Source organism: Brevundimonas sp. 01N35 (assembly GCF_056399785.1).
The window spans coordinates 69,150-90,336 of record NZ_JBFTRZ010000010.1; the positions used below are offsets into that span (position 1 = coordinate 69,150).

Consider the following 21,187-nt stretch of genomic DNA (forward strand, 5'->3'; position numbering starts at 1 on the left):
CCGCCATGGGACAGGCACGCAGAACGCACGCACCGACCGAAATCACGCCCGCCGCCGCGCCGGAGCAGCAATTCCTGCGGCTGATGAGCCATGAGATGCGCACCCCCCTCAACGGGGTGATCGGCATGCTGGGCCTGCTGTCGCGCACCAGGCTGGACGGCGCCCAGCGCGCCTACGCCGAGGCGGCGCAGAAGTCGGCCGAACACCTGCTGGGCCTGGTCAACGACCTGCTGGACTTCGCCCGACTGGAAGCCGGAGCGCTGGAGTTCGACGCCTCCCCCGTCGATCTGGAAGGCCTGACGCGCGGCGTGGCCGAACTGCTCAGCCCCAAGGCTCACGACAAGGGGCTGGAGATCGCCTGGTCCGTCGCCGCCGACGCGTCCGACATCATCGCCGACGAAGGCCGTCTGCGTCAGGTCCTGTTCAATCTGGCGGGCAATGCCGTGAAATTCACCGACCGGGGCGGGGTCCGCCTGACGGTCGAACGCGCGGGCGGAACCGCCGCGCGACCGCGCCTGGCCTTCGTTGTCGACGACACCGGCCCCGGCGTGCCGGAAGAGGCGCGCGGGCGCATCTTCGACGAGTTCGGCCACGCCGACGCTTCGGACGCCGCGCGTTTCGACGGTGCCGGTCTGGGTCTGGCCGTGGTCCGGCGTCTGGCCCAGGCCATGGACGGCGCCGTGACGGTGTCCGACCGGCCTGACGGCCCCGGCGCCCGTTTCCGTTTTGAAGCCCCCTTCCCGATCGCGGACACCGCGCCGCGCGCCCGTCCGCTGGACGGCGTGGTCGTGGCGGTGCGCACGCCTGATCATTTCGTGCGCCAGGCGGCCACGGCCCAGATCGAGGCCTCCGGCGGTCGCGTCGCGCGCCAGGCGGGGGTGACGCTGATCGACCACGCCGCGACCGAGGACGGCGTGCTGGCCGTCAAGCCGGCGCAGGGCGAGGCCATCGTCCTGCTCAAGCCCAGCGAACGCGAACTGATCGACCGCTATCGGGCGGCGGGGTTCCACGGCTATCTGATCAAGCCGCTTCGCCGGGCCTCCCTGGCTGAGCGGGTGCAGGCGGCGGCGGGCCGCCGCAAGGGGTTGAGCGTCGCGGTCGGCCGGGGGCAGGACGACGACCGCGTCGCGCCCGTGGCCTTCAGGGGGGTGCGGGTGCTGCTGGTCGAGGACAATCCGGTCGGCGCCCTTCTGGCCCGGACCCTGCTGCGCCGCGAAGGTTGCGTGGTGCAGACCGCGGCGGATGGGGTTGAAGCCTTGGAGACCCTGAAGGACGCCCGTTTCGACTTGATCTTCATGGACATGCGGATGCCGCGGCTGGACGGGCCGGGCGCGGCCCGGGCCCTGCGGGCGCGCGGCGACCGGACGCCGATCATCGCCCTGACCGCCAACGCCTTCGCCGAGGACCGGATCGCCTGTCTGGAAGCGGGGATGAACGATCATCTGACCAAGCCGCTGGAGGTCGACGGCCTGCGCGCCGCCCTGACCCGCTGGACGAACGTCGGCAACCGCGCCAAGGTCGGAGCTCAGTAACCACGACCGCCCGTTTCCGGCGGCGTCCGCCGGAGAACCGCATGCTTGATCCCAAGACGCCCGCCGCTGCGCCCGCCAAGGGGCTGGCCGGGTTGGCCGTCTATGGCGAACGGCGCGTCTTCGTCATGCTGCTGCTCGGCTTTTCGGCGGGCCTGCCCAATCTGCTGATCTTTGACACCCTGTCGGCCTGGCTGCGCGAGAGCGGCCTGTCCTTGTCGGTGATCGGCTTCTTTGCCCTAGCCACGATTTCCTATTCGCTGAAATTCGTTTGGGCGCCGCTGATCGATCGGACCAGAATTCCGATCCTGACGAAGTATCTGGGCCATCGCCGGTCCTGGATGCTGGTGACCCAGGCGGTGGTGATCTTCGGCCTGTGGTCGATCTCGGGCCTGAACCCGGCGACGTCGCTGATGCAGGTCGCGGCCTTCGCGGTCCTGGTGGGCTTCTTCGGCGCGACCCAGGATATCGTCATCGACGCCTGGCGGATCGAGGCGGCTGACGACAGCCGCCACGGGGCCATGGCCGCCGCCTATCAGATGGGCTACCGCGTCGCCCAGATCGTGGCTGGCGCGGTGCCTCTGGTCCTGGCTGACCTCTATAACTGGAACCTGTCCTACGCCGTCATGGCGGGACTGATGGCGTTCGGCGTCATCGGGGTTCTGTTCGCGCCGCGCGAGAAGGCCCATGCGATCCGGCCGATCCCGGTCGCCGACGTGCCGTCGCGGCCCCGGCTTGAGATCGTCGAATGGATCGCGCGACTGGCGATCATCGCCATTGCAGCCTTGATCATGGGATCGGGCCTCAGCGGCCAGACCGGGCCGCTGAACGGCCTGCTCGGCCTGTTCGGCCTGTCGCCCGAGGGCCAGGCGGCGATCAGCGAGGCCTGGGCCGCCAAGCCCGAAGGCGTCTATCTGCAGGTGGTGTCGGTGTTCGGCGGCCTGGGCCTTCTGGTACTCGCCTGCTGGCCGATCCCCCGGGTTCGGACGCGGCCCGGAGCCTATCTGGCGGGGTCGTTCGGCGAGCCGCTGAAGGATTTCTACAAACGCTTCGCCGGGGTGGCGACGCTGATCCTCGCGCTGATCTGCGTCTATCGGCTGGCCGATTTCGTGCTCAACATCATGAACCCCTTCTATCTGGATCTGGGGTTCACCAAGACCGAACTGGCCGAGGTACGGAAGGTCTTCGGCGTCGTCGCTACGACCCTGGGCGTCTTTGTCGGCGGCTGGTCGGTGGCGCGTCTGGGTCTGATCCGCACCATGGTCATCGGCGCCTTCATGAGCCCGGTGTCCAACCTGGTCTTCGCTTGGCTGGCGACCCAGGGACCGGATATCAGCGCCCTGTTTGTGGCCATCGGCGTGGACAACCTGGCCACCGGCTACGCCGGCACGGCCCTGATCGCCTATATGTCCAGCCTGACCAGCATCGGCTTCACCGCGACCCAGTACGCCCTGTTCAGTTCGCTGTACGCCCTGCCGGGCAAGCTGATCGCCTCGCAGTCGGGGCGGATCGTCGAAGCTTCGGCAAGGGCGGCGGAGGCGGGCGGCCTCTTCGCGCCGCTGAAGACCCTGTTTGCGCGTCTGCCCGCCGGGTCTCTGGTCCAGGGGGCGGCGACCAGCGGCGTGACGCCGGCGGCCCTGGGGGCCGGCTATGTCGTCTTCTTCCTCTATTCGACAGCGATCGGCGCCTTTGCAATCATTCTGGCCTTCGTCGTCGCCGCCAAGCAGACGGCGCTCCAGGCCCGAAACGCAAACGCAAATGGGGCGACCGAAGCCGCCCCATCCGAATAGTTCAGCGCTCAAACCGCGTCGGTCAGTCTTCGACCGCCACGCCCTCGCCATAGGCGGCGAAGGTAGCGGCGGTGATGATCTCGCTGACCGAGGCGCCCAGCGGCACGATCTGCACCGACTTCTCCAGGCCGACCAGCAGCGGGCCGATCACGGTGGCGCCGCCCAGCGACTGCACCAGACGGGTCGAAATGGCGGCCGAATGGATGGCCGGCATGACCAGAACGTTGGCGTCGCCGGTCAGGCGCATGAAGGGATAGTTGGCCCGCGCCTCGGGATTCAGCGCCAGTTCGGGCGGCATTTCGCCTTCGTACTCGAAGTCCACGTCCATGCCGTCCAGGATGCGGATGGCCTCGCGCACCTTCTCGCCGCGATCACCGGGGGGATCGCCGAAGGTCGAGTAGGAGAGGAAGGCGACGCGGGGCTTGCGGCCCAGCTTCTTGACCGTGGCGGCGGCCTTGATGGCGATCTCGGCCAGTTCGGCGGCGTTGGGCAGTTCGTGGATCGAGGTGTCGGCTACGAACAGGGTGCGGCCCTTGGCCAGCAGGATCGACAGGCCGATCATCCGGTCCTTGACGTCTAGGACGCGGCGGACCTCCTTCAGCGCCATGTTGAAATTGCGGGTCACGCCGGTGACCATGCAGTCGGCCTGACCGCGCGCGATCATGGTGGCGCCGAAATAGTTGCGGTCCTGATTGATCATGCGCTGCACGTCGCGACGCAGATAGCCGCGGCGGTTTAGGCGCTCGTACAGCCAGTCGGTGTATTCGACGTTGCGACCCGAGGTGCGGGCGTTGACGATCTCGATGCCCAGGTCGTCGAAATTCAGACCGGCTTCGGCGGCGTTCTGACGGATCAGGTCCTCGCGGCCGACCAGGATGGGCGTGCCCAGTTCGGCCTGTTTGAAGGCCCAGGCGGCGCGGATGACCGACTGTTCCTCGCCCTCGGCGAAGACGACGCGCTGCTGCGGTCCCGAGCGCACGGCCGAGGAGATCTTCTGCATCAGGGCGGCGGACGGATCGACCCGCTGCTTCAGCGAGATGCGATAGGCCTCCATGTCCTCGATCGGCTTGCGCGCCACGCCCGTGTCCATCGCCGTCTGGGCGATGAAGGGCGGGATGTACCAGATCAGGCGCGGGTCGAACGGGGTCGGGATGATGTATTCGGGGCCGAACTTCAGCTTACGGCCGCGATAGGCGGCGGCGACCTCGTCCGGCACGTCTTCACGCGCCAGCGCCGCCAGGGCATGGGCGCAGGCGATCTTCATCTCGTGGTTGATCCGGCGCGCGCGCACGTCGAGCGCGCCGCGGAACAGGTAGGGGAAGGCCAGCACGTTGTTGACCTGGTTGACATAGTCCGAGCGGCCGGTGGCGATGATGGCGTCGGAACGCACCGACTTGACGTCTTCCGGGGTGATTTCCGGGTCGGGGTTGGCCATGGCGAAGATGATCGGATTGGGCGCCATGGAGGCGACCATTTCCTTCGAAATCGCGCCCTTGGCGGACAGGCCCAGCACCACGTCGGCCCCGACCATGGCCTCGGCCAGGGTGCGCAGCGGCGTGTCGGTGGCGTGCGCGGCCTGCCATTGCGAGACGTTGGCGCGGCCGTGATAGATCACGCCCTCGCGGTCGCAGATGACGGTGTTCTCGGGCTTGACGCCTGCGGCCTTCATCAGGGCGATGGACGACAGGCCCGCCGCGCCGGCGCCCGACAGGACGAGCTTGACGTCTTCCAGCTTCTTGCCGGCCACGTGGCAGGCGTTGATCAGGGCGGCGGTCGAGATGATGGCCGTGCCGTGCTGGTCGTCGTGGAAGACCGGGATGTCCAGCAGGTCCTGCAACTGAGCTTCGATCTCGAAGCATTCCGGGGACTTGATGTCCTCCAGGTTGATGCCGCCCCAGGTGTCGCCGATGTTCTTGACCACGGTGACGAACTCGTCCGGGTCGGTGGTCTTCACCTCGACGTCGAAGCTGTCGACGTCGGCGAAGCGTTTGAACAGGACCGACTTGCCTTCCATCACCGGCTTGGACGCCATGTGACCGAGGTTGCCCAGGCCGAGGATGGCGGTGCCGTTGGAGATGACGGCGACCAGATTGCCCTTGGAGGTATAGTCGTAGGCCTTGTCCGGATCTGCGGCGATGGCCAGGACCGGCACGGCCACGCCCGGCGAATAGGCCAGCGACAGGTCGCGCTGGGTCGCCATCGGCTTGGTCGGGGCCATGGAGATCTTGCCCGGCGTCGGTACGGAGTGGAACTCCAGAGCGTCGTCGTCGGAGAAGGTCTGTTTATCGGTCAATTCGGGCATTTCGATCTCGGGAAGGGCAGGCGCGCTCTGTTCCTAGATCCTGGGGCCGGCGGGGACAACCGTTGACGCCGCGTCAAGGAGGCGATCAGGACCGATTGCTCAACCCTGTGGCAAAAGCCCCGTGCGCTCGACTTCGACCGGGCCGGTCATGAAGACATGGCCCGTCGCCTCGTCCCAGTCGATGGTCAACTCGCCGCCGTCGACGGCCACGGTCGCCTTGCGGTCGGTCAGGCCGCGCCGCGCCGTGGCCACCAGGGCCGCGCAGGCGCCGGTGCCGCAGGCCAGGGTCAGGCCGGCGCCGCGCTCCCAGACCCGCAGCCGGATGTGCTCGCGGTCGATGACGTTGGCGAAGCCGACGTTGACCCCTTCCGGGAACAGCGGGTGGTGTTCGACCAGCGAGCCCGAGCCGCGCACGAAGGCGTCGTCCTGTCGGTCGGTGAAGAAGACGACGTGAGGATTGCCCATCGAGACGGCGCCGGGCGTGTGCAGGACGGGGGCGTCAATCGGCCCGACCTGAAGCTCGATGCCGCGCGTGTCCATCTCTTCGGCCAGCGGCACCTCGGTCCAGTCCAGACGCGGCGCGCCCATGTCCACGGTGACCTGATGATCGCCCGCCCGCCTCGCCGTCGTCGGCCCGGCCAGGGTGTCGATGACCACCTCCTCCTTGTCGGTCGCCTCCAGCAGCAGCCAGCCGACGCAGCGCAGGGCGTTGCCGCAGGTCTGAACCATCGACCCGTCGGCGTTCCACACCCGCATGAAGGCGTCCGCCGTCTCGGACGGCTCGACGCCGATCAACTGATCGAAGCCGCCTGCGCCCGAGGCAGGATCGGCCAAGGCGCGCACCTCGGCCTCGGTCGGATGAAAGGGTTCCTCGAAGGCCTGGACGACGATGAAGGCGTTTCCGGCGCCGTTCATGCGGATGTAGGGGCGGGCGTGGGTCATGACCGCCTTCATATAGGATTTTTCCGGCTTTCATGTATCGCTGGCCCCGATGACGTCTGAACACAGCGACACCGGCCATCATGAAGGTCTGCGACTGAAGGCGCGGCTGCGTTACCTCTATCACGGCACCCAGCCGGCGGCGGTCAGGTTCCGGCTGACGGTCATCGTCGTCGATCTGGCCATCATCGGCTTTTTCCTGGCCGCGCCGATCCTCAAGGAGGCGGGCTGGGCCTTCTATGTCTTGGACTATCTAATCGCCGCCGTTCTGGGGCTGGACCTGGCAGCGCGGGCCTACGCCTATTCCGACATCAAGGACTGGCTGAAGCGGCCCATCGTCTGGGTCGATCTGTTCGTGCTGGCGACCCTGCTGTTTCCGACCTGGCTGGCCAACCTCGGCTTCCTGCGGATGCTGCGGCTGTGGACCCTGCTCAACTCAGAGTTCTTGTGGCGCACGGTCGGGCGGCGCTACGACGACACGCGGGTAGAGGAGATCACCCGCGCCCTGGCCGCCCTGGTCACCTTCGTCTTCGTGGTGACGGGGTTTGTCTATGCCGCCTTCCGGGGCCGGGCCGAACACATCAACGGCTATCTCGACGCGCTCTATTTCACGGTGGCGACGCTGACGACGACCGGGTTCGGCGACATCACCCTGCCCGGCAACTGGGGGCGGGTCGTCTCCATCGTCGTCATGCTGGTCGGGATCACCCTCTTCATCCGCCTGGCCCAGACCCTGATCCGGCCGCACAAGGTGAAGTTCCCCTGCGACGAATGCGGCCTGCAGAAACACGACCCCGACGCCGTCCACTGCAAGGCCTGCGGCCAGATCCTGTGTATCCCTGACGACGGCGATTGAGGGTGCGGCGGCCCCGCCCGCGACGAAAGATGACAGGCTTGTAAGATTACAAACGCTTGTCGCCGCCCTTCCCTCTCGCCAAGGTGCCGGCAAATTCATGTTGGGGACTGCATCATGATCCGTTCGCTGGCGTCCGCCGCCGCCCTTCTTCTCGCCGCCGGAGCCGCTCCCGTCGCCATGGCCCATTCGTCCGACACGCCCGCCGCCGCCTCGACCGCGCCCGGCTTTGCGACCAGCGACGCGACCGACCCCTATCTGTGGCTGGAAGAAGTCGACGGCGCGCGGGCCATGGACTGGGTCAAGGCCCACAACCAGACCTCGCTGGGCGTGTTGCAAGGCGACCCGCGCTACGAGACCCTGCACCAGCAGGCGCTGGACATCGTCCAGTCGCGCGACCGCATCCCCTCGCCCGGCTTCACCCGTGACGGCCATGTCGACAACTTCTGGCAGGACGCCGACCATGTGCGCGGCGTCTGGCGCCGCACCACGCTGGACAGCTATCGCAGCAACGCGCCGCAGTGGGAGACCATCCTCGACATCGACGCCCTGTCGGCGGCCGAGGGCAAGAACTGGGTCTACAAGGGCGCGACCTGCCTGGCCCCGGACGAGCGCCTCTGCCTGATTTCTCTGTCGGACGGCGGCAAGGACGCGGTGACGATCCGCGAGTTCGACAGCGTGACCAGGTCCTTCGTCGAGGGCGGCGTCAGCCTGCCCGAATCCAAGGGCGGGGCCAGCTGGATCGACAAGGACACCCTGCTGGTCTTCCGCGACTTCGGCGCCGGATCGCTGACGGATTCGGGCTATGCGCGCACCGTGCGGCTGATGAAGCGCGGCCAGACCCTGGATCAGGCTCGCGAAGTCTTCGCCGGCCAGAAGAGCGACGTCTCGGTCACCGGTTCGGTGCTGCGCGACGCGGACGGCGTCGCCCAGGCCGTGCTGCTGCACCGCGGCATCAATTTCTACGAGGGCGAGACCTGGCGTCTGAACGCCGACGGCACGACCACCAGGCTGGAGCTGCCGGCCAAGTCGGACATCGACGCCCTGGTCAAGGGCCAACTGGTCGTGACCGTCAAACAGAACTGGACCGCGCCGTCGGGCCAGGAGTTCAAGACCGGCGACGTCATCGCCTGGAACCTTCAGGCCTGGCTGGCCGATCCCAAGGCTCCGGCCCAACTGGTCATCCGTCCCGGCGCGCGAGAGGCGGTCGAGGCCATTTCGGCGACCCGCAACAAGCTGGTCGTGGCCCTGTTCGAAAACGTGCGCGGCGCCGTCTATGTCTATGAACCGAACGCTTCGGGAGAATGGGCCCGCACCCGTCTGGACCTGCCCCAGAACGTCAGCGTCGGCGTCGGCTCGACCAGCGACCGCGACGACAAGGTCTTCGTCACTGTTGCAGGCTATTTGAATCCCTCCAGCCTCTATCTGGCCGATGCGGCGACGGGCGATGCGGCGGTGGTCAAGTCGCTACCGGCCAAGTTCGACGCCACGGGCATGACGGTGGATCAGTTCCAGGCCCGCTCGGCCGACGGGACGATGATCCCCTATTTCGTCGTGCATAAGGACGCGATGGCGACAGACGGCTCCAACCCGACCCTGCTCTATGGCTATGGCGGCTTCCAGAACTCGCTGCTGCCCGGCTATTCGCCGACGGTCGGCAAGCTGTGGCTGGAGCGCGGCGGCGTCTATGTCGTGGCCAATACGCGCGGCGGCGGCGAGTTCGGCCCCAACTGGCACGACGCGGCCCTGCAGGAAAATCGCCAGCGCGCTCACGAGGATTTCCAGGCGGTGGCCCTGGACCTGATCGCGCGCAACATCACCTCTCAGCCCCGCCTCGGCGTCATGGGCGGCTCGCAGGGCGGCCTGTTCATGGGGGCCATGCTGACCCAGCGCCCGGACCTGATCAACGCCGCGGTCATCCAGGTGCCCCTGTTCGACATGCTGCGCTTCCACAAGCTGCTGGCCGGCGCCTCGTGGATCGCCGAGTACGGCAATCCGGACATCCCGGAACAGCGCGCCTGGATCGAACAATATTCCCCCTATCAGCGCCTGGCGGCGGGCCAGCCCTACCCCGAGGTCTTCATCCACACCTCGACCAAGGACGACCGCGTCCACCCGGGTCACGCCCGCAAGGCCGCGGCGCGTCTGGAGGAACTGGGCTATCCGGTCCTCTTCTATGAGAACACCGACGGCGGCCACGCGGCCGGCGCTAACCTGCGCGAAACGGGCCGCCGCCTCGCGCTGGAATACACCTATCTGACCCGTCGCCTGATGGACCAGCCGGCGAAGCAGTAAGCGGTATCTGATCCTCCCCTGTGAGCCTTGGCGAACGGGGGAGGGGGACCACGAAATGGTGGAGGGGGCGACCCCGCACGCCGAAGCTGGTTCCGCCCCCTCCACCGCCTGACGGCGGTCCCCCTCCCCCGCTGACGCAGGGGAGGATTTCGAAAGCGGAGTTTGTCTTCATGCGTCATCTGTTCCTGTCCGCCGCCCTGCCAGTGCTGATCCTCGCCGCCGGTCCGGCCCTGGCCCTGGCGCCGGTCGATCCGGCCGCCGTCGCTGCCACCGCTCCGCCGCCGCACTTCCCTCGTGACCTGTCGCCCGAGGGGGTCAAGGCCGCCGACGATCACCTGGCGCTGGAGGAGGTGGACGGGGCCGAGGCTACAGCCTTCGTCGCCGCATCGAACCAGAAGGCGCTTTCCGCCCTGACCGGCGACCGTCGCTATGAGGGCTTCCGCCAGCAGGCCGAGGCCATCCTGACCGCCACCGACCGCATCCCCGCGCCCAGCTTCCTCGGCGACGGTCTGGGCAATTTCTGGCAGGACGCCGCCAATCCCAAGGGCGTCTGGCGCCGCACGACTCTGGAGAGCTATCGCACCGCCGCGCCGCAGTGGGAGACGCTGCTCGACATCGACGCCCTGGCCAAGGCCGAAGGCCGCGACTGGGTGTTCAAGGGCGCCAACTGCCTGGCCCCGGACGAGACCCGCTGCCTGATCAACCTGTCGGACGGCGGCAAGGACGCCGTGGTCGTGCGCGAGTTCGACCTGACGACGAAAACCTTCGTCGATGGCGGCTTCGTCCTGCCCGAGGGCAAGCACCGCATCAGTTGGCTGGACCGCGACACGCTTCTGGTGGCCACCGACTTCGGTCCCGGCACGATGACCGAGTCGGGCTATCCCTTCATCGTCAAATCCCTGACGCGCGGCCACCCGCTGGCCCACGCGACCGAGGTCTATCGCGGCCAGCAGTCCGACGGCGGCTACGGCGTCTCGCCCAGGGTCTTCCGCGACAAGGCCGGCGCGGTCGAGGCCGTCCTGTTCAGCCGCCCGCTGGATACTTTCCGTTCTGAGACGTGGGCGCTGGGCGCCGACGGCAAGCCGCAAAAGCTGAACCTGCCCGAACGCGTCGCCGTCGAAGGCGTCATGGGCGGTAATCTGGTCTTCTCGCCGGATCAGGCGTGGCGCTTCGACGGTCAGGACTATGCGGCCGGTTCGCTGCTGTCCCTGCCGCTCGGCGCGCTGGGCGAGGGTCGTCAGGACGTTCGTATCGGGCGCGAAGCGGCGACCATCTTCACGCCGACGCCGCGTCAGTCGCTGCAAAGCGTGACCGTTTTCTCCGACAGCATCGTGGCGGTGATCGCTGACAACGTCGTCGGCAGGCTGAAGCGCTTCACCCCGACGGCGAACGGTTGGACCGCCACCGATATCGCCGTCCCCGCCAACAGCGCCGTGGGCCTTGGCGACAGCTCCAAGGCCAAGGGTCAGGTCTTCGTCTCGACCCAGGGCTTCCTGACGCCGCCGACCCTCAGCCTGGCCGACGTCTCGACCGCCGCCCTGACCGAACTGAAATCGGCCCCGGCCAAGTTCGACGCCTCGACCCATGTGGTCGAACAGTTTGAGGCGACCTCGACCGACGGAACCAAGATCCCCTACTTCATCACCCGCCCGCGCGAGATGAAGCTGGACGGATCGAACCCCACCGTCATGCTTGGCTACGGCGGTTTCCAGGTCAGTCTGACCCCGGCCTACAAGCCCGAGATGGGCAAGCTTTGGCTCGAGAACGGCGGCGTCTTCGTTCAGGCCAATATCCGCGGCGGCGGCGAGTTCGGCCCGGCCTGGCACCAGGCGGCCCTGCGCGAAAACCGTCAGCGCGCCTTTGACGACTTCGCCGCCGTGGCCCGTGATCTCGAGCAGCGCAAGATCACCAGCCCGCGCCATCTGGGCATCTATGGCCGCTCCAACGGCGGGGTGCTGACCTCGGTGTCGATCACCCAGCACCCGGAACTGTTCAACGCGGCGGTGATCGAGAGCCCGCTGATCGACATGCTGCGCTATCAGGACCTGCCCGCCGGCGCCTCGTGGATCGGCGAATACGGCGACCCGCGCATCCCCGCCGACGCCGAATTCATCGCCCGCTACTCGGCCTATCAGCAGTTGCGGCCCGAGGTGAAATATCCGCGCGTCTATATCACGACGAACACGCGCGACGACCGGGTCCACCCCGGCCACGCCCGCAAGTTCGCGGCGCGCCTGGGCGATCAGGGCCACGACCACCTCTATTACGAGGACACGGCCGGCGGTCACTCCAACGACGCCGACCCGGTCGCCAACGCCCGCCGCTGGGCCCGCCACTATGTCTATCTCAGCCAGCAGTTGATGGACTGAGGGCATTCCTGGTGCGCTAACGGCCTTCGGCCTGCTTGAGCGCGGCCTCAAGTAGCGCGAAGCGCGATAGGCCAAGGATAATGCCCTTCACGGTTTTATGAGCGGCGCGGATGGATCGAGGGGCTAGGATCGCTGGATGACGGCACGGGGCATCAGGACCGGGATGATCGCGGCGGCGCTGGCGGGGATCGGCCTGCTGACGGCCGCCGCCGCGCCGCCTCAGCGCGACCGCGACGCCTCCGTCCAGCCGGTGGTGGTCGAACTGTTCACGGCCCAGGGCTGTTCCGGCTGTCCCGACGCCAACCGCACCCTGGAGGCGGTGGCCAACGAGCCGGGGGTCATCGCCCTGACCTATGCGGTCGACTACTGGGACTATCTGGGTTGGCCCGACACCTTCGCCAAGCCCGAGTTCGCCGCCCGCCAGCAGGTCTATCGTCAGGCGCTGAAGCTGAGGAACGTCTCGACCCCCCAGGTGGTGGTGGACGGCCGTCGGCAGCTGTCCGGCGCTCGCCCGCCCGAACTTCAGGCCGCCATCGACGCCGAGGCCGCCGCCCGTCCGTGGCCGCCCGAGATCGAGTTCCGCGAGACCGGCGACCGGGTCGGCGTGGGTTCGGGCCGCCCGCCGCGCGGCGGCGCCGAGGTGACGGCGGTGATCTATCGCCCCGGTCTTCAGACCGTCGAGGTCAGACAGGGCGACAACCGCGGTCAGGTGGTGCGCCACGTCAATGTGGTGCGCGAGGTGCGCCGTCTCGGCGACTGGACCGGACGCCCCGTGCTGTTCGCCCTTCCCGCCGATTCCGCCTCTGAAGACAATGTCGTAGTCCTGGTTCAGGCCAAGACGGACCGCCGCATTCTTTCCGCGGCCCGACGGGCGGAACCGAGGGCCGATTGAACCGCTGACGGAAAGGGTCTAAAGGCCCGCCGCTCTTGATGGGCGCGCCTTCCGCGCGACCCGGAGGATAAGAATGGCCGGGGACACGCCCCGCGGCGACGCTGAGACGTCCGCCGCAAACGCTTCCGAAAAACCGCACGCCCAGAGTCCGTCTCCGAAAGGTCACGGCAAGGCGACCCATCGCGCCCTGATCCTCGGCGCTATCGGGGTGGTCTTCGGCGACATCGGCACCAGCCCGATCTACGCCCTGCGCGAGGCCATCGGCCACGCCCAGAAGGGCGTCGGCGGCGACCTGGCCGTCATCGGCGTGGTCTCCCTGGCCTTCTGGGCCCTGATGATCGTGGTGACGTTCAAATACGTCATGTTCCTGATGCGCGCCGACAACAAGGGCGAGGGCGGCACCCTGTCGCTGATGGCCCTGGCCCAGCACGCGGTCGGCCGACGCAGCGCCTGGCTGTTCATTCTCGGTGTCTGCGGCGCGGCGCTGTTCTACAGCGACGGGGTCATTACCCCCGCCATCTCCGTTCTGTCCGCGATCGAGGGTCTGAAGGACGCGCCCGGCCTGAACGGCGAGCTGGATCCCTTCATCCTGCCGCTGGCGGCGGGCATTCTGATCGCCCTCTTCCTGGTCCAGTCGCGCGGCACCGCCGGCCTGGCCAAATTCTTCGGCCCGATCACCGCCGTCTGGTTCCTCAGCATCGGCGCGCTGGGGCTGACGCACATCTTCGACGATCTCTCGATCCTGCGGGCGCTGTCGCCGGTCTATGGCGTCCAACTGCTGCTCGAGGACGGTTTCCTCGGCTTCGTCATTCTGGGCAGCGTCTTCCTGGCTGTCACGGGGGCCGAGGCCCTCTATGCGGACATGGGCCATTTCGGCAAGGCGCCCATCCGCCAGGGCTGGCTGTTCGTGGTCCTGCCCTGTCTGACGCTGAACTATCTGGGCCAGGGCGCCTTCCTGCTGGACAATCCCGCAGGGGCTGACAACCCGTTCTGGAACATGGTGCCGCAGATGGTCTATTGGCCGATGCTGATCCTGGCCACGGCCGCCACCGTCATCGCCAGCCAGGCGGTCATCACCGGCGCCTTCTCGGTGACGCAACAGGCCGTCCAGCTTGGCCTCCTGCCGCGCATCGACATCCGCAACACCTCCGAGACCCTGGCCGGCCAGATCTATGTTCCGGCGGTCAACAGCCTGCTGATGATCGGCGTGCTCTTCCTGCTGCTGACCTTCCAGTCGTCACACAATCTGACGGCCGCCTACGGCGTGGCCGTCACCGGCACCATGTTGGTCAATACTCTGATGGCCTGGTCGGTGGTGACCAAGAAGTGGAAGTGGCCGTTGTGGGCGGCGCTGGGCACCCTGGTCCCGTTCGGCTTCATCGACGGCGTTTTCCTCACGTCGAATCTGCTCAAGATACCGGATGGCGCCTGGATGCCGCTGGTTCTGGGCGGCGGCCTGGTGGTCGTGATGTGGACCTGGGTGCGCGGCACGCAGATCCTGACCGAGAAGACCCGCAAGGACAGTCTGCCGCTCAGCGATCTGATCGAAATGCTGAAGGCCCGTCCGCCGCACCGGGCGCCGGGCACGGCCATCTTCCTGACCTCGGACCCTGAGGTCGCGCCGGTCGCCCTGATGCACAATCTCAAGCACAACAAGGTGCTGCACGAGAAGAACATCATCCTGACGGTCCATACCGCCGACCGGCCGCGCGTGTCCGACGATCAGCGCGTGAGCATGGAGCCGATCAGCGACGACTTCAAACGGCTTACCATCACCTACGGCTTCATGGAGACGCCGAACGTGCCGCGCGCCCTGGGCCTGTGCCGCAAGCAGGGGCTGAAGTTCGACATCATGTCGACCAGCTTCTTCCTCGGGCGGCGTTCCGTGATCGCCTCGGCCCGGCAGGGCATGCCCCTGTGGCAGGACAAGCTGTTCATCTTCCTGATGCGTAACGCCGCCAATCCGACCGACTTCTTCCATATCCCTCCCGGCCGCGTGGTCGAACTGGGCACGCAGGTTTCCGTATGAGTGGTGGAACGCCCAAGGGCAAAAGCTCGGCCGCGCGCGGTCGCCGTATGGCTGAAAAGGCGCGTCCGCGTCGTGAGGCCCAGCCCCAGATCGTCACCGACGATCCTCATGCCGACATCGGCGTCGAGGCGCGTCTGGTCGCCGGCCTCCTGCTGAACGCCGCGCTGGAGAAGCGCACGGGTCTGGATGAGGCGCTGGCCCAGTCGCCGGCCAAGGATCTGGACGGCCCCGATCGCGCCTTCGCCCGCGCCGTGGCCATGGCCGCCCTGCGTCGTCTGGGCGAGATCGATCAGATCCTGGACCGTCGTCTGCAAAAGGCGCCGCCGGCCCCGGTGCGCACCATCCTGCGCGTCGCCCTGGCCCAGACCCTGGTGCTGGGGACGCCCGCCTTCGCCGCCGTCTCGACGGCCGTGAAACTGGCCGAGCGTGACGCCAAGACCCGGCCCTACAAGAACCTGGTCAACGCCGTTCTGCGCGGCGTGGACCGCGATGGTCCCGGTCTGACCACGGCCGAATCCAACCTGCCCGACTGGCTGGCCGCCCGCTGGAAGGCGACCTATGGCGAAGCCAATCTGATCGGTCTGGCCCTGGCCACCCGCGACGAACCGGCGACCGACCTCAGCGCCAAGCCCGGCGTCGATCTGGCCGTTCTGGCCCAGGACGTCGAGGGCGAGGTCCTGCCCGGCGGCACGGTCCGCACCGGCAAGCGCGGCGACGTGGCCAGCTGGCCCGGCTTCGAGGCCGGCGACTGGTGGGTCCAGGACGCCGCCGCCGCCGTCCCCGCCCGCCTGCTGGCCGCCAAGCCCGGGGAGACCGTTCTGGACATGTGCGCCGCCCCCGGCGGCAAGACGCTGCAACTGGCCGCCGCCGGCGCCGACGTCGTGGCCCTGGACCGTTCGGCCGCGCGCCTGAAGCGCCTGCGTCAGAATTTCGACCGCACCGGCCTGCCGGTCGAGGTCGTCGCCGTGCCCGCCGAGGACTGGGAGGATACGCGCACCTTCGACGCCGTCCTGCTGGACGCCCCCTGCACCGCCACCGGCACCTATCGTCGCAACCCCGAAGTCCTGCGCGCCACCCGCCCCGCCGAGGTCGCCAAGCTGGCCGACGTGCAGCACCGTCTGCTCGACGTGGCGGCGGACAAGGTCAAGCCGGGCGGCCGTCTGGTCTATTGCGTCTGCTCGCTGGAACGCGAGGAGGGCGAAACTCAGGTGATCGCCTTCCTGCGCCGCAACCCGGCCTTCCGCACCGTCGCCGCCGTCCCGACCGAGATCGGCGCCCCGATTGAGGCCCTGACCCCCGAGGGCTGGCTGCGCATCCTGCCCGCCCAATGGGCCGAACGGGGGAGCCTGGATGGCTTCTTCGCCGCCAAGCTGGAGCGGATTGCCGAGTAGGGCCGCGCCTTGACCGATCGGTGACGCGTCCCGGCGCTCAGCCTTGGCCGCGATCGGCCCGGTCGCCTTCAGTCGTCGGCATCCTCGATGGCGTGGATCTGGTCGTCGTCGAGGCCGAGGTGGTGGCCGATCTCGTGGATCAGGACGTGGGCGATGATCTCGGCCAGACCGAGGTCGCCGCGCTCGCACCATTCGTCAAGGATGGGACGGCGGTAGAGGAAGATGCGCGACGGCTCGGGCGCGGGCCCCAGCCCGTCGCGATGACCGATGTCGACCCCGTGATAGAGGCCGGACAGTTCGAACGGGTCCTCGATCTCCAACTCGGCGAGGGTCTCCTCGTCGGCGAAATCGTCGACGCGGATGACCACATCGCCTGCGGCCTGCCGGAACGGGTCGGGCAGGGCGGCGAAGGCGGCTTCGGCCAGTCGGGCGAAGTCGTCGAGGGAGGGGGCGGACTGGTCGTTCCACGTCTGGGTCATGGTCTGGATATCGCCCGCGCGGCGGCGCGCCGCAATCGGCCGTCTCGCCGCATCGCAATTGCCGCAATCAGGGTATGGTAAACGCGAATCGGTTGGCGCCTCGTGCGGGCCCGTTGGTTCAACCGACGAATTTTCTGGGGACAGGATGGCCGAGGCCGACATCGCCTATGTGGCCACTGCGGGTGCAGCGGGTTTGGCGCTGGCGATCAGCGCCTGGGCCTGGCGGCTGCGCGCTCGGCTGAACGCCCGCGAGGGTGAGATCGAGACCTGGCTGGCCGACGCCCGGCGTCAGGCCGCCGCCTGCGAGGGCGCCCTGAACGTATTCGACGACGTGCGTCTGGCCCTGACCTCCGAGGGCGCGGCCCAGATCGTCTTCGGCGCGCCGGAGACCCTGGCCGCCCTGGCCCCTGGCCGCGAAGGCGAGGCCGCCGACACCATCGTCGCGGCCCTGAACGAGACCCATACGGCGCGGATGGAGGGGTTAGTCCGGCGGGGCGAGCCGTTCGAGACCCTGCTGGAATCCGCCGACGGCGCCTGGGCGGTCGAGGGTCGCGCCCTGGGCGGGTCGGCCTGGCTGCGCCTGTCGAAACTGGGCGGGGCCGAGACCACCGCCGACGCCGGTCTGGGCGCCCTGGCCGAGGCCTCGCCCGCCCCGACCTGGGTGGTCGATGGCGCAGGGCAACTGATCTGGGCCAATAAGGCCTGGCTGACCGAGACCCGCGCCGAGACCCTGGCCGAGGCGCGCGAGGCGGGCCTCAGCTTCGATCGCGGCGCCGACGCCGTGGTGGCCGAGGCCTCGCGCCTGAACGCCCGACAGGAAGGCTTCCGCTGGGTCTCCTCGGACGGCCGCCGCCGGGCCTGGCGCATTCTGGCCGAGCCGCTGGCCGGCGGCCGCGGCGCCGTCATCGCCTTCGCCATCGACATGACCGAGGCCGAGGAGACGCGCGACACCCTGCGCCGTCACGTCGAGGCCCATGACGAGACCCTGAACCATCTGGCCGACGCCGTGGCCATCTTCGGCCCGTCCAAGCGGCTGGCCTTCCACAACACCGCCTTCCAGCAGCTGTTCAACATCGACCCGGCCTGGCTGGACGAGCGTCCGACCCACGCCGAACTGCTGGACCGGCTGCGCCAGAAACGCCAGCTGCCCGAGGTCGTCGACTACGCCGGCTGGAAGGGGCGCGAGCTGGAGTTCTACGGCGCCGCAGAGGCTTCGCCGGACGACAGCTGGTCCCTGCCCGACGGGCGGACGCTGCGCGTGGTGCGCCAGCCGCACCCGCTGGGCGGCATCCTGCTGATCTTCTCTGACATCACCGACGAGCTGCAACTGCGCAGCCGCTACAACGCCCAGATCCAGGTCCAGACGGCGACGCTGGACAAGCTGAACGACGCGGTCGCCGTGTTCGGCTCGGACGGCCGGCTGCGGCTGCACAACGACGCCTTCGAGGCCTTCTGGAACGTCTCGGCCGAACGGCTGGCCGAGGCGGGCGACTTCGACGCCGTGGCCGCCCTGTGCCGCCCGGTCCTGCCCGACGCCGCCCTGTGGCTGGGGCTGAAGGCGCGGGTGGCCGATCCCGATCCCGAGAGCCGCGTCGCCGTGTCCGGCGAGGGCCGAACCGAGGACGGGCGTCTGGCCGCCTGGCAGACCCGCCCCTTGCCCGACGGCGCCACCCTGGTCGCCTTCTCCGACGTCACCGCCCGGCGCGAGCTGGAACAGGCGCTGGCGGCCAAGGAAGCGGCGCTGGCCGAAAGCCAGGCGCTGAAGCGCGAGTTCGTCGGCAGCGTCTCCTATGAGTTGCGCACCCCCCTGACCACCATCGTTGGCTATTCCGAACTGCTGGAGGCCATGGGCGACCTGCCCGAGCGCAGCCGCCAGCACGCCGGGGCCATTCGCGTCGCCGCCAGCCACCTGGCCCGTTCCATCGACGACGTGCTGGACATGGCCCAGATCGACGCCGGGGAGATGGAGCTGGCGCTGGGCGACATGCGGGTCCGAGACCTGCTGGAGGAAGCCGCCGACAAGGTGCGGGCCAAGGTCGAGGGGCGCGGCGCCGTCCTGACCGTCGCCTGCCCTCCCCGGCTGAAGCCGATCCGCGCCGACGCCCGCCGCATCGCCCAGGCCGTCGACCACCTGCTGGAGAACGCCTGTCGCGCCGTGTCCGAGGGCGGGGCCGTGACCCTGACCGCCGAGGTCGGCTCGGGCGAGGTGCGCATCCGGGTCGAGGACACCGGCCGGGGCATCCCCTACCACCTGCAGGCCCACGTCTTCGACCGCTTCGTGCGGCGCGAACGCGGCGGACCGGGCGTGGCCCTGGCCCTGGTCAAGGCCCTGGTCGAGTTGCACGGGGGCTGGGCCGAGGTCCAGTCCGAGCCGGGCAAGGGTGCGGCCTTCATCCTGCACCTGCCGGTCGAGGCCACGGCCCCCACGGCGGCCCCGGAACTGCTGCTGGGCTGATGTTCGTCTGATCTCGTGCTAGAGGGCGTGTCCAAGCTCTCAGGACGCTCTCATGGCCGACACCACCCGCCCCCTGCTCAAGACCGCCATCATCTATGATTTCGACGGCACCCTGGCGCGGGGCAATATGCAGGAGGTCAGCTTCATTCCCTCGATCGGGATGACGCCGGCCCAGTTCTGGAACGAGACCGTCCGCCCACGGACCATCGCCTCCGACGGCGACGGCATCTTGATGTACATGCAGATGATGCTGCAGACGGCCCGCGAACAGGGCGCGCCGGTGACGCGCCAGACGCTGCAGGACCACGGCCGCGACGTGGCCCTGTTCGAGGGCCTGCGCGACCGCTCCTGGTTCGACCGCATGAACGAATTCGGCGCCCAGTATGGTTTGGAGATCGAGCACTACATCATCTCGGCCGGGCTGGAGGAGATGATCCAGGGCTGCCCCATCGCCGAGGCCTTCACCCACGTCTTCGCCTCGAAATACGCCTATGACGACAATGAAGTGGCTGTCTGGCCGGCGGTCGGCGTCAACTACACCACCAAGACCCAGTACCTGTTCCGCATCAACAAGGGCGTCCACAACCACTGGGACGACGAGCGCATCAACCGTTTCATCCCCGACGAGGAACGTCCCATCCCCTTCGACCGGATGATCTTCCTCGGCGACGGCGACACCGACGTGCCGACCATGAAGATGATGCACACCAAGGGCGGCTTCTCCATCGCCGTCTATGACCCCGACAACACCCCGCGCGACCACAACAAGATCCACCGCCTGATCTCGGAGGACCGCGTCAACTTCGTCGCCGAGGGCGACTATCGCGAGGGCGCCCCGGTCGACCTGATCGTCAAGGGCCTGATCGGCCGCATCGCCGTCAACTACGGCCGCATGCCGGCGGACTAAGTTCATCCTTCTCCCCTTGCGGGAGAAGGTGGGCGAGCGGAGCGAGGTCGGATGAGGGGTTGTGGGACGTTCAACTCGCGGCGGCCATCCGATGTCGAGAGACCCCTCATCCGTCGGCCTTCGGCCGCCACCTTCTCCCGCAAGGGGAGAAGGAAGGGGACCTGCTCCTAGAGCTGGATGGCGCGGTTGCGATCCAGCGTGATCGTCAGATCGACCTGCACCCCGCCCGTCAGCATGGAGCGGGTGAGGCGCTCGAAGGCCTGGATGAAGACGGCCAGTTCGGCGCGGCGTTGAGCCGGCAGATCGGCGGGGGCGAGGCCCAACAGTCCCGCCTCCTGTTGGCAGCGCCAGTCCAGCACGGCGTCGAACGACGGCGCCTTGAGGAACAGGATGGCGTCGAAGCGGGCGAACAGGGCGGCGTAAGGGCCGGCCAGTTCCGCGTTGACCGCGCGGCGCCAGATCCCCTGCCCGTCCCGCTCGCATTCTAGCGCATTGATCGGCTCGACCAGTTCAGCGTCGGACTGCGCCGTCGCGCCCAGGCACCAGCCGTCGACCAGGACCGCCGACGGCCGGCCCGCGAACACCGGCCAGTCGGCCTCCGGGCGGCGGTCGTCGGTCAGCTTGTCGAAGGAGGGAAGCGGCGTGCGGCGCTCGGGTCCGGCGGCGCGCAGGGCGGACACGGTCGTCTCCAGCAGCGCCAGATCATGCGTTCCGGGCGGGCCGCGCACGGCGAACAGGGGATGGACCGCCCTGCCCTTGGCCTCGCGCTCGGCTTTCGTCAGATAGACGTCGTCCAGCGACAGATGCGCCGCGCCCAGCCGCTGGGCGGCGGCGCGCGCCAGGGTGGTCTTGCCCGATCCTTGCGCGCCGGCGATCCCGATCAGCGGGATATGGCCCGGCCGGGCGTGGGCGGCGATCAAGGCCCCGACCGCGTCCAGCAGCCGGGCGTCGATCATC

The 21,187-nt window shown here is 68.5% G+C and carries 14 protein-coding genes; 10 read left to right on the forward strand and 4 right to left on the reverse strand.

The features are described 5' to 3' along the window. Positions 1–5 precede the first annotated feature (5 nt). Both AC1DJ5_RS11600 and AC1DJ5_RS11605 read left to right on the forward strand, forming a co-directional pair. Positions 6–1,532, forward strand: coding sequence for a response regulator (locus AC1DJ5_RS11600; protein WP_477020684.1), 1,527 nt, complete (start codon positions 6–8; stop codon positions 1,530–1,532). 41 nt (positions 1,533–1,573) lie between these two features. Further along, positions 1,574–3,319 (forward strand): AmpG family muropeptide MFS transporter, encoded by a 1,746-nt coding sequence (locus tag AC1DJ5_RS11605; RefSeq protein ID WP_441455251.1) that lies wholly within the window; start codon positions 1,574–1,576, stop codon positions 3,317–3,319. A gap of 22 nt (positions 3,320–3,341) precedes the next feature. Here the strand turns inward: AC1DJ5_RS11605 and AC1DJ5_RS11610 are convergent, their stop codons facing one another. Both AC1DJ5_RS11610 and dapF read right to left on the reverse strand, forming a co-directional pair. Next, positions 3,342–5,621: an NADP-dependent malic enzyme gene (locus tag AC1DJ5_RS11610; RefSeq protein ID WP_441455252.1), complete on the reverse strand. Its 2,280-nt coding sequence runs from the start codon at positions 5,619–5,621 to the stop codon at positions 3,342–3,344. A 99-nt stretch (positions 5,622–5,720) separates the two neighbouring features. Continuing rightward, positions 5,721–6,563, reverse strand: coding sequence for a diaminopimelate epimerase (gene dapF / locus AC1DJ5_RS11615; protein WP_477020685.1), 843 nt, complete (start codon positions 6,561–6,563; stop codon positions 5,721–5,723). Positions 6,564–6,612: 49 nt separating this feature from the next. Between dapF and AC1DJ5_RS11620 the strand changes: the two genes are divergently transcribed. The 6 genes from AC1DJ5_RS11620 (at position 6,613) to AC1DJ5_RS11645 (ending at position 16,389) form a co-directional block, all read left to right on the forward strand. Further along, positions 6,613–7,416, forward strand: coding sequence for a potassium channel family protein (locus AC1DJ5_RS11620; RefSeq protein ID WP_477020686.1), 804 nt, complete (start codon positions 6,613–6,615; stop codon positions 7,414–7,416). A 114-nt stretch (positions 7,417–7,530) separates the two neighbouring features. Beyond that, complete coding sequence (locus AC1DJ5_RS11625) at positions 7,531–9,708, forward strand: prolyl oligopeptidase family serine peptidase (protein ID WP_477020687.1); 2,178 nt, start codon at positions 7,531–7,533, stop codon at positions 9,706–9,708. Positions 9,709–9,878: 170 nt separating this feature from the next. Beyond that, entirely contained in the window at positions 9,879–12,077 is a 2,199-nt protein-coding gene (locus AC1DJ5_RS11630) for a prolyl oligopeptidase family serine peptidase (RefSeq protein ID WP_477020688.1), read from the forward strand. A gap of 136 nt (positions 12,078–12,213) precedes the next feature. Continuing rightward, entirely contained in the window at positions 12,214–12,969 is a 756-nt protein-coding gene (locus tag AC1DJ5_RS11635) for a DUF1223 domain-containing protein (protein WP_477020689.1), read from the forward strand. A gap of 73 nt (positions 12,970–13,042) precedes the next feature. Beyond that, positions 13,043–14,998 (forward strand): potassium transporter Kup, encoded by a 1,956-nt coding sequence (locus AC1DJ5_RS11640; RefSeq protein ID WP_441455259.1) that lies wholly within the window; start codon positions 13,043–13,045, stop codon positions 14,996–14,998. 47 nt (positions 14,999–15,045) lie between these two features. Then, positions 15,046–16,389, forward strand: coding sequence for an RsmB/NOP family class I SAM-dependent RNA methyltransferase (locus AC1DJ5_RS11645; RefSeq protein ID WP_477020690.1), 1,344 nt, complete (start codon positions 15,046–15,048; stop codon positions 16,387–16,389). Positions 16,390–16,457: 68 nt separating this feature from the next. Here the strand turns inward: AC1DJ5_RS11645 and AC1DJ5_RS11650 are convergent, their stop codons facing one another. Beyond that, complete coding sequence (locus AC1DJ5_RS11650) at positions 16,458–16,868, reverse strand: metallopeptidase family protein (protein ID WP_477020691.1); 411 nt, start codon at positions 16,866–16,868, stop codon at positions 16,458–16,460. Between the two features lie 145 nt (positions 16,869–17,013). On the opposite strand from AC1DJ5_RS11650, the gene AC1DJ5_RS11655 reads away from it, so the two are divergent. Continuing rightward, positions 17,014–19,323, forward strand: a complete 2,310-nt coding sequence (locus tag AC1DJ5_RS11655) for a sensor histidine kinase (RefSeq protein ID WP_477020692.1) — start codon at positions 17,014–17,016, stop codon at positions 19,321–19,323. Positions 19,324–19,375: 52 nt separating this feature from the next. Further along, the gene (locus AC1DJ5_RS11660) at positions 19,376–20,230 is read left to right on the forward strand and encodes an HAD family hydrolase (protein ID WP_477020693.1); all 855 of its coding nucleotides are present in this window, start codon (positions 19,376–19,378) and stop codon (positions 20,228–20,230) included. A gap of 167 nt (positions 20,231–20,397) precedes the next feature. On the opposite strand, the gene AC1DJ5_RS11665 is transcribed toward AC1DJ5_RS11660, so the two are convergent. Then, the gene (locus AC1DJ5_RS11665; protein WP_477020694.1) at positions 20,398–21,186 is read right to left on the reverse strand and encodes a kinase; all 789 of its coding nucleotides are present in this window, start codon (positions 21,184–21,186) and stop codon (positions 20,398–20,400) included. Position 21,187: the final 1 nt, after the last annotated feature.

What these genes read in the sequence shown, in the direction of transcription:
- AC1DJ5_RS11600 (WP_477020684.1), top strand. Translation starts at nt 6, where the DNA reads ATGGGACAGGCACGCAGAACGCACGCACCGACCGAAATCACGCCCGCC.
- AC1DJ5_RS11605 (WP_441455251.1), top strand. Translation starts at nt 1,574, where the DNA reads ATGCTTGATCCCAAGACGCCCGCCGCTGCGCCCGCCAAGGGGCTGGCC.
- AC1DJ5_RS11610 (WP_441455252.1), bottom strand. Translation starts at nt 5,621, where the DNA reads ATGCCCGAATTGACCGATAAACAGACCTTCTCCGACGACGACGCTCTG.
- dapF (WP_477020685.1), bottom strand. Translation starts at nt 6,563, where the DNA reads ATGACCCACGCCCGCCCCTACATCCGCATGAACGGCGCCGGAAACGCC.
- AC1DJ5_RS11620 (WP_477020686.1), top strand. Translation starts at nt 6,613, where the DNA reads ATGACGTCTGAACACAGCGACACCGGCCATCATGAAGGTCTGCGACTG.
- AC1DJ5_RS11625 (WP_477020687.1), top strand. Translation starts at nt 7,531, where the DNA reads ATGATCCGTTCGCTGGCGTCCGCCGCCGCCCTTCTTCTCGCCGCCGGA.
- AC1DJ5_RS11630 (WP_477020688.1), top strand. Translation starts at nt 9,879, where the DNA reads ATGCGTCATCTGTTCCTGTCCGCCGCCCTGCCAGTGCTGATCCTCGCC.
- AC1DJ5_RS11635 (WP_477020689.1), top strand. Translation starts at nt 12,214, where the DNA reads ATGACGGCACGGGGCATCAGGACCGGGATGATCGCGGCGGCGCTGGCG.
- AC1DJ5_RS11640 (WP_441455259.1), top strand. Translation starts at nt 13,043, where the DNA reads ATGGCCGGGGACACGCCCCGCGGCGACGCTGAGACGTCCGCCGCAAAC.
- AC1DJ5_RS11645 (WP_477020690.1), top strand. Translation starts at nt 15,046, where the DNA reads ATGGCTGAAAAGGCGCGTCCGCGTCGTGAGGCCCAGCCCCAGATCGTC.
- AC1DJ5_RS11650 (WP_477020691.1), bottom strand. Translation starts at nt 16,868, where the DNA reads ATGACCCAGACGTGGAACGACCAGTCCGCCCCCTCCCTCGACGACTTC.
- AC1DJ5_RS11655 (WP_477020692.1), top strand. Translation starts at nt 17,014, where the DNA reads ATGGCCGAGGCCGACATCGCCTATGTGGCCACTGCGGGTGCAGCGGGT.
- AC1DJ5_RS11660 (WP_477020693.1), top strand. Translation starts at nt 19,376, where the DNA reads ATGGCCGACACCACCCGCCCCCTGCTCAAGACCGCCATCATCTATGAT.
- AC1DJ5_RS11665 (WP_477020694.1), bottom strand. Translation starts at nt 21,186, where the DNA reads ATGATCGACGCCCGGCTGCTGGACGCGGTCGGGGCCTTGATCGCCGCC.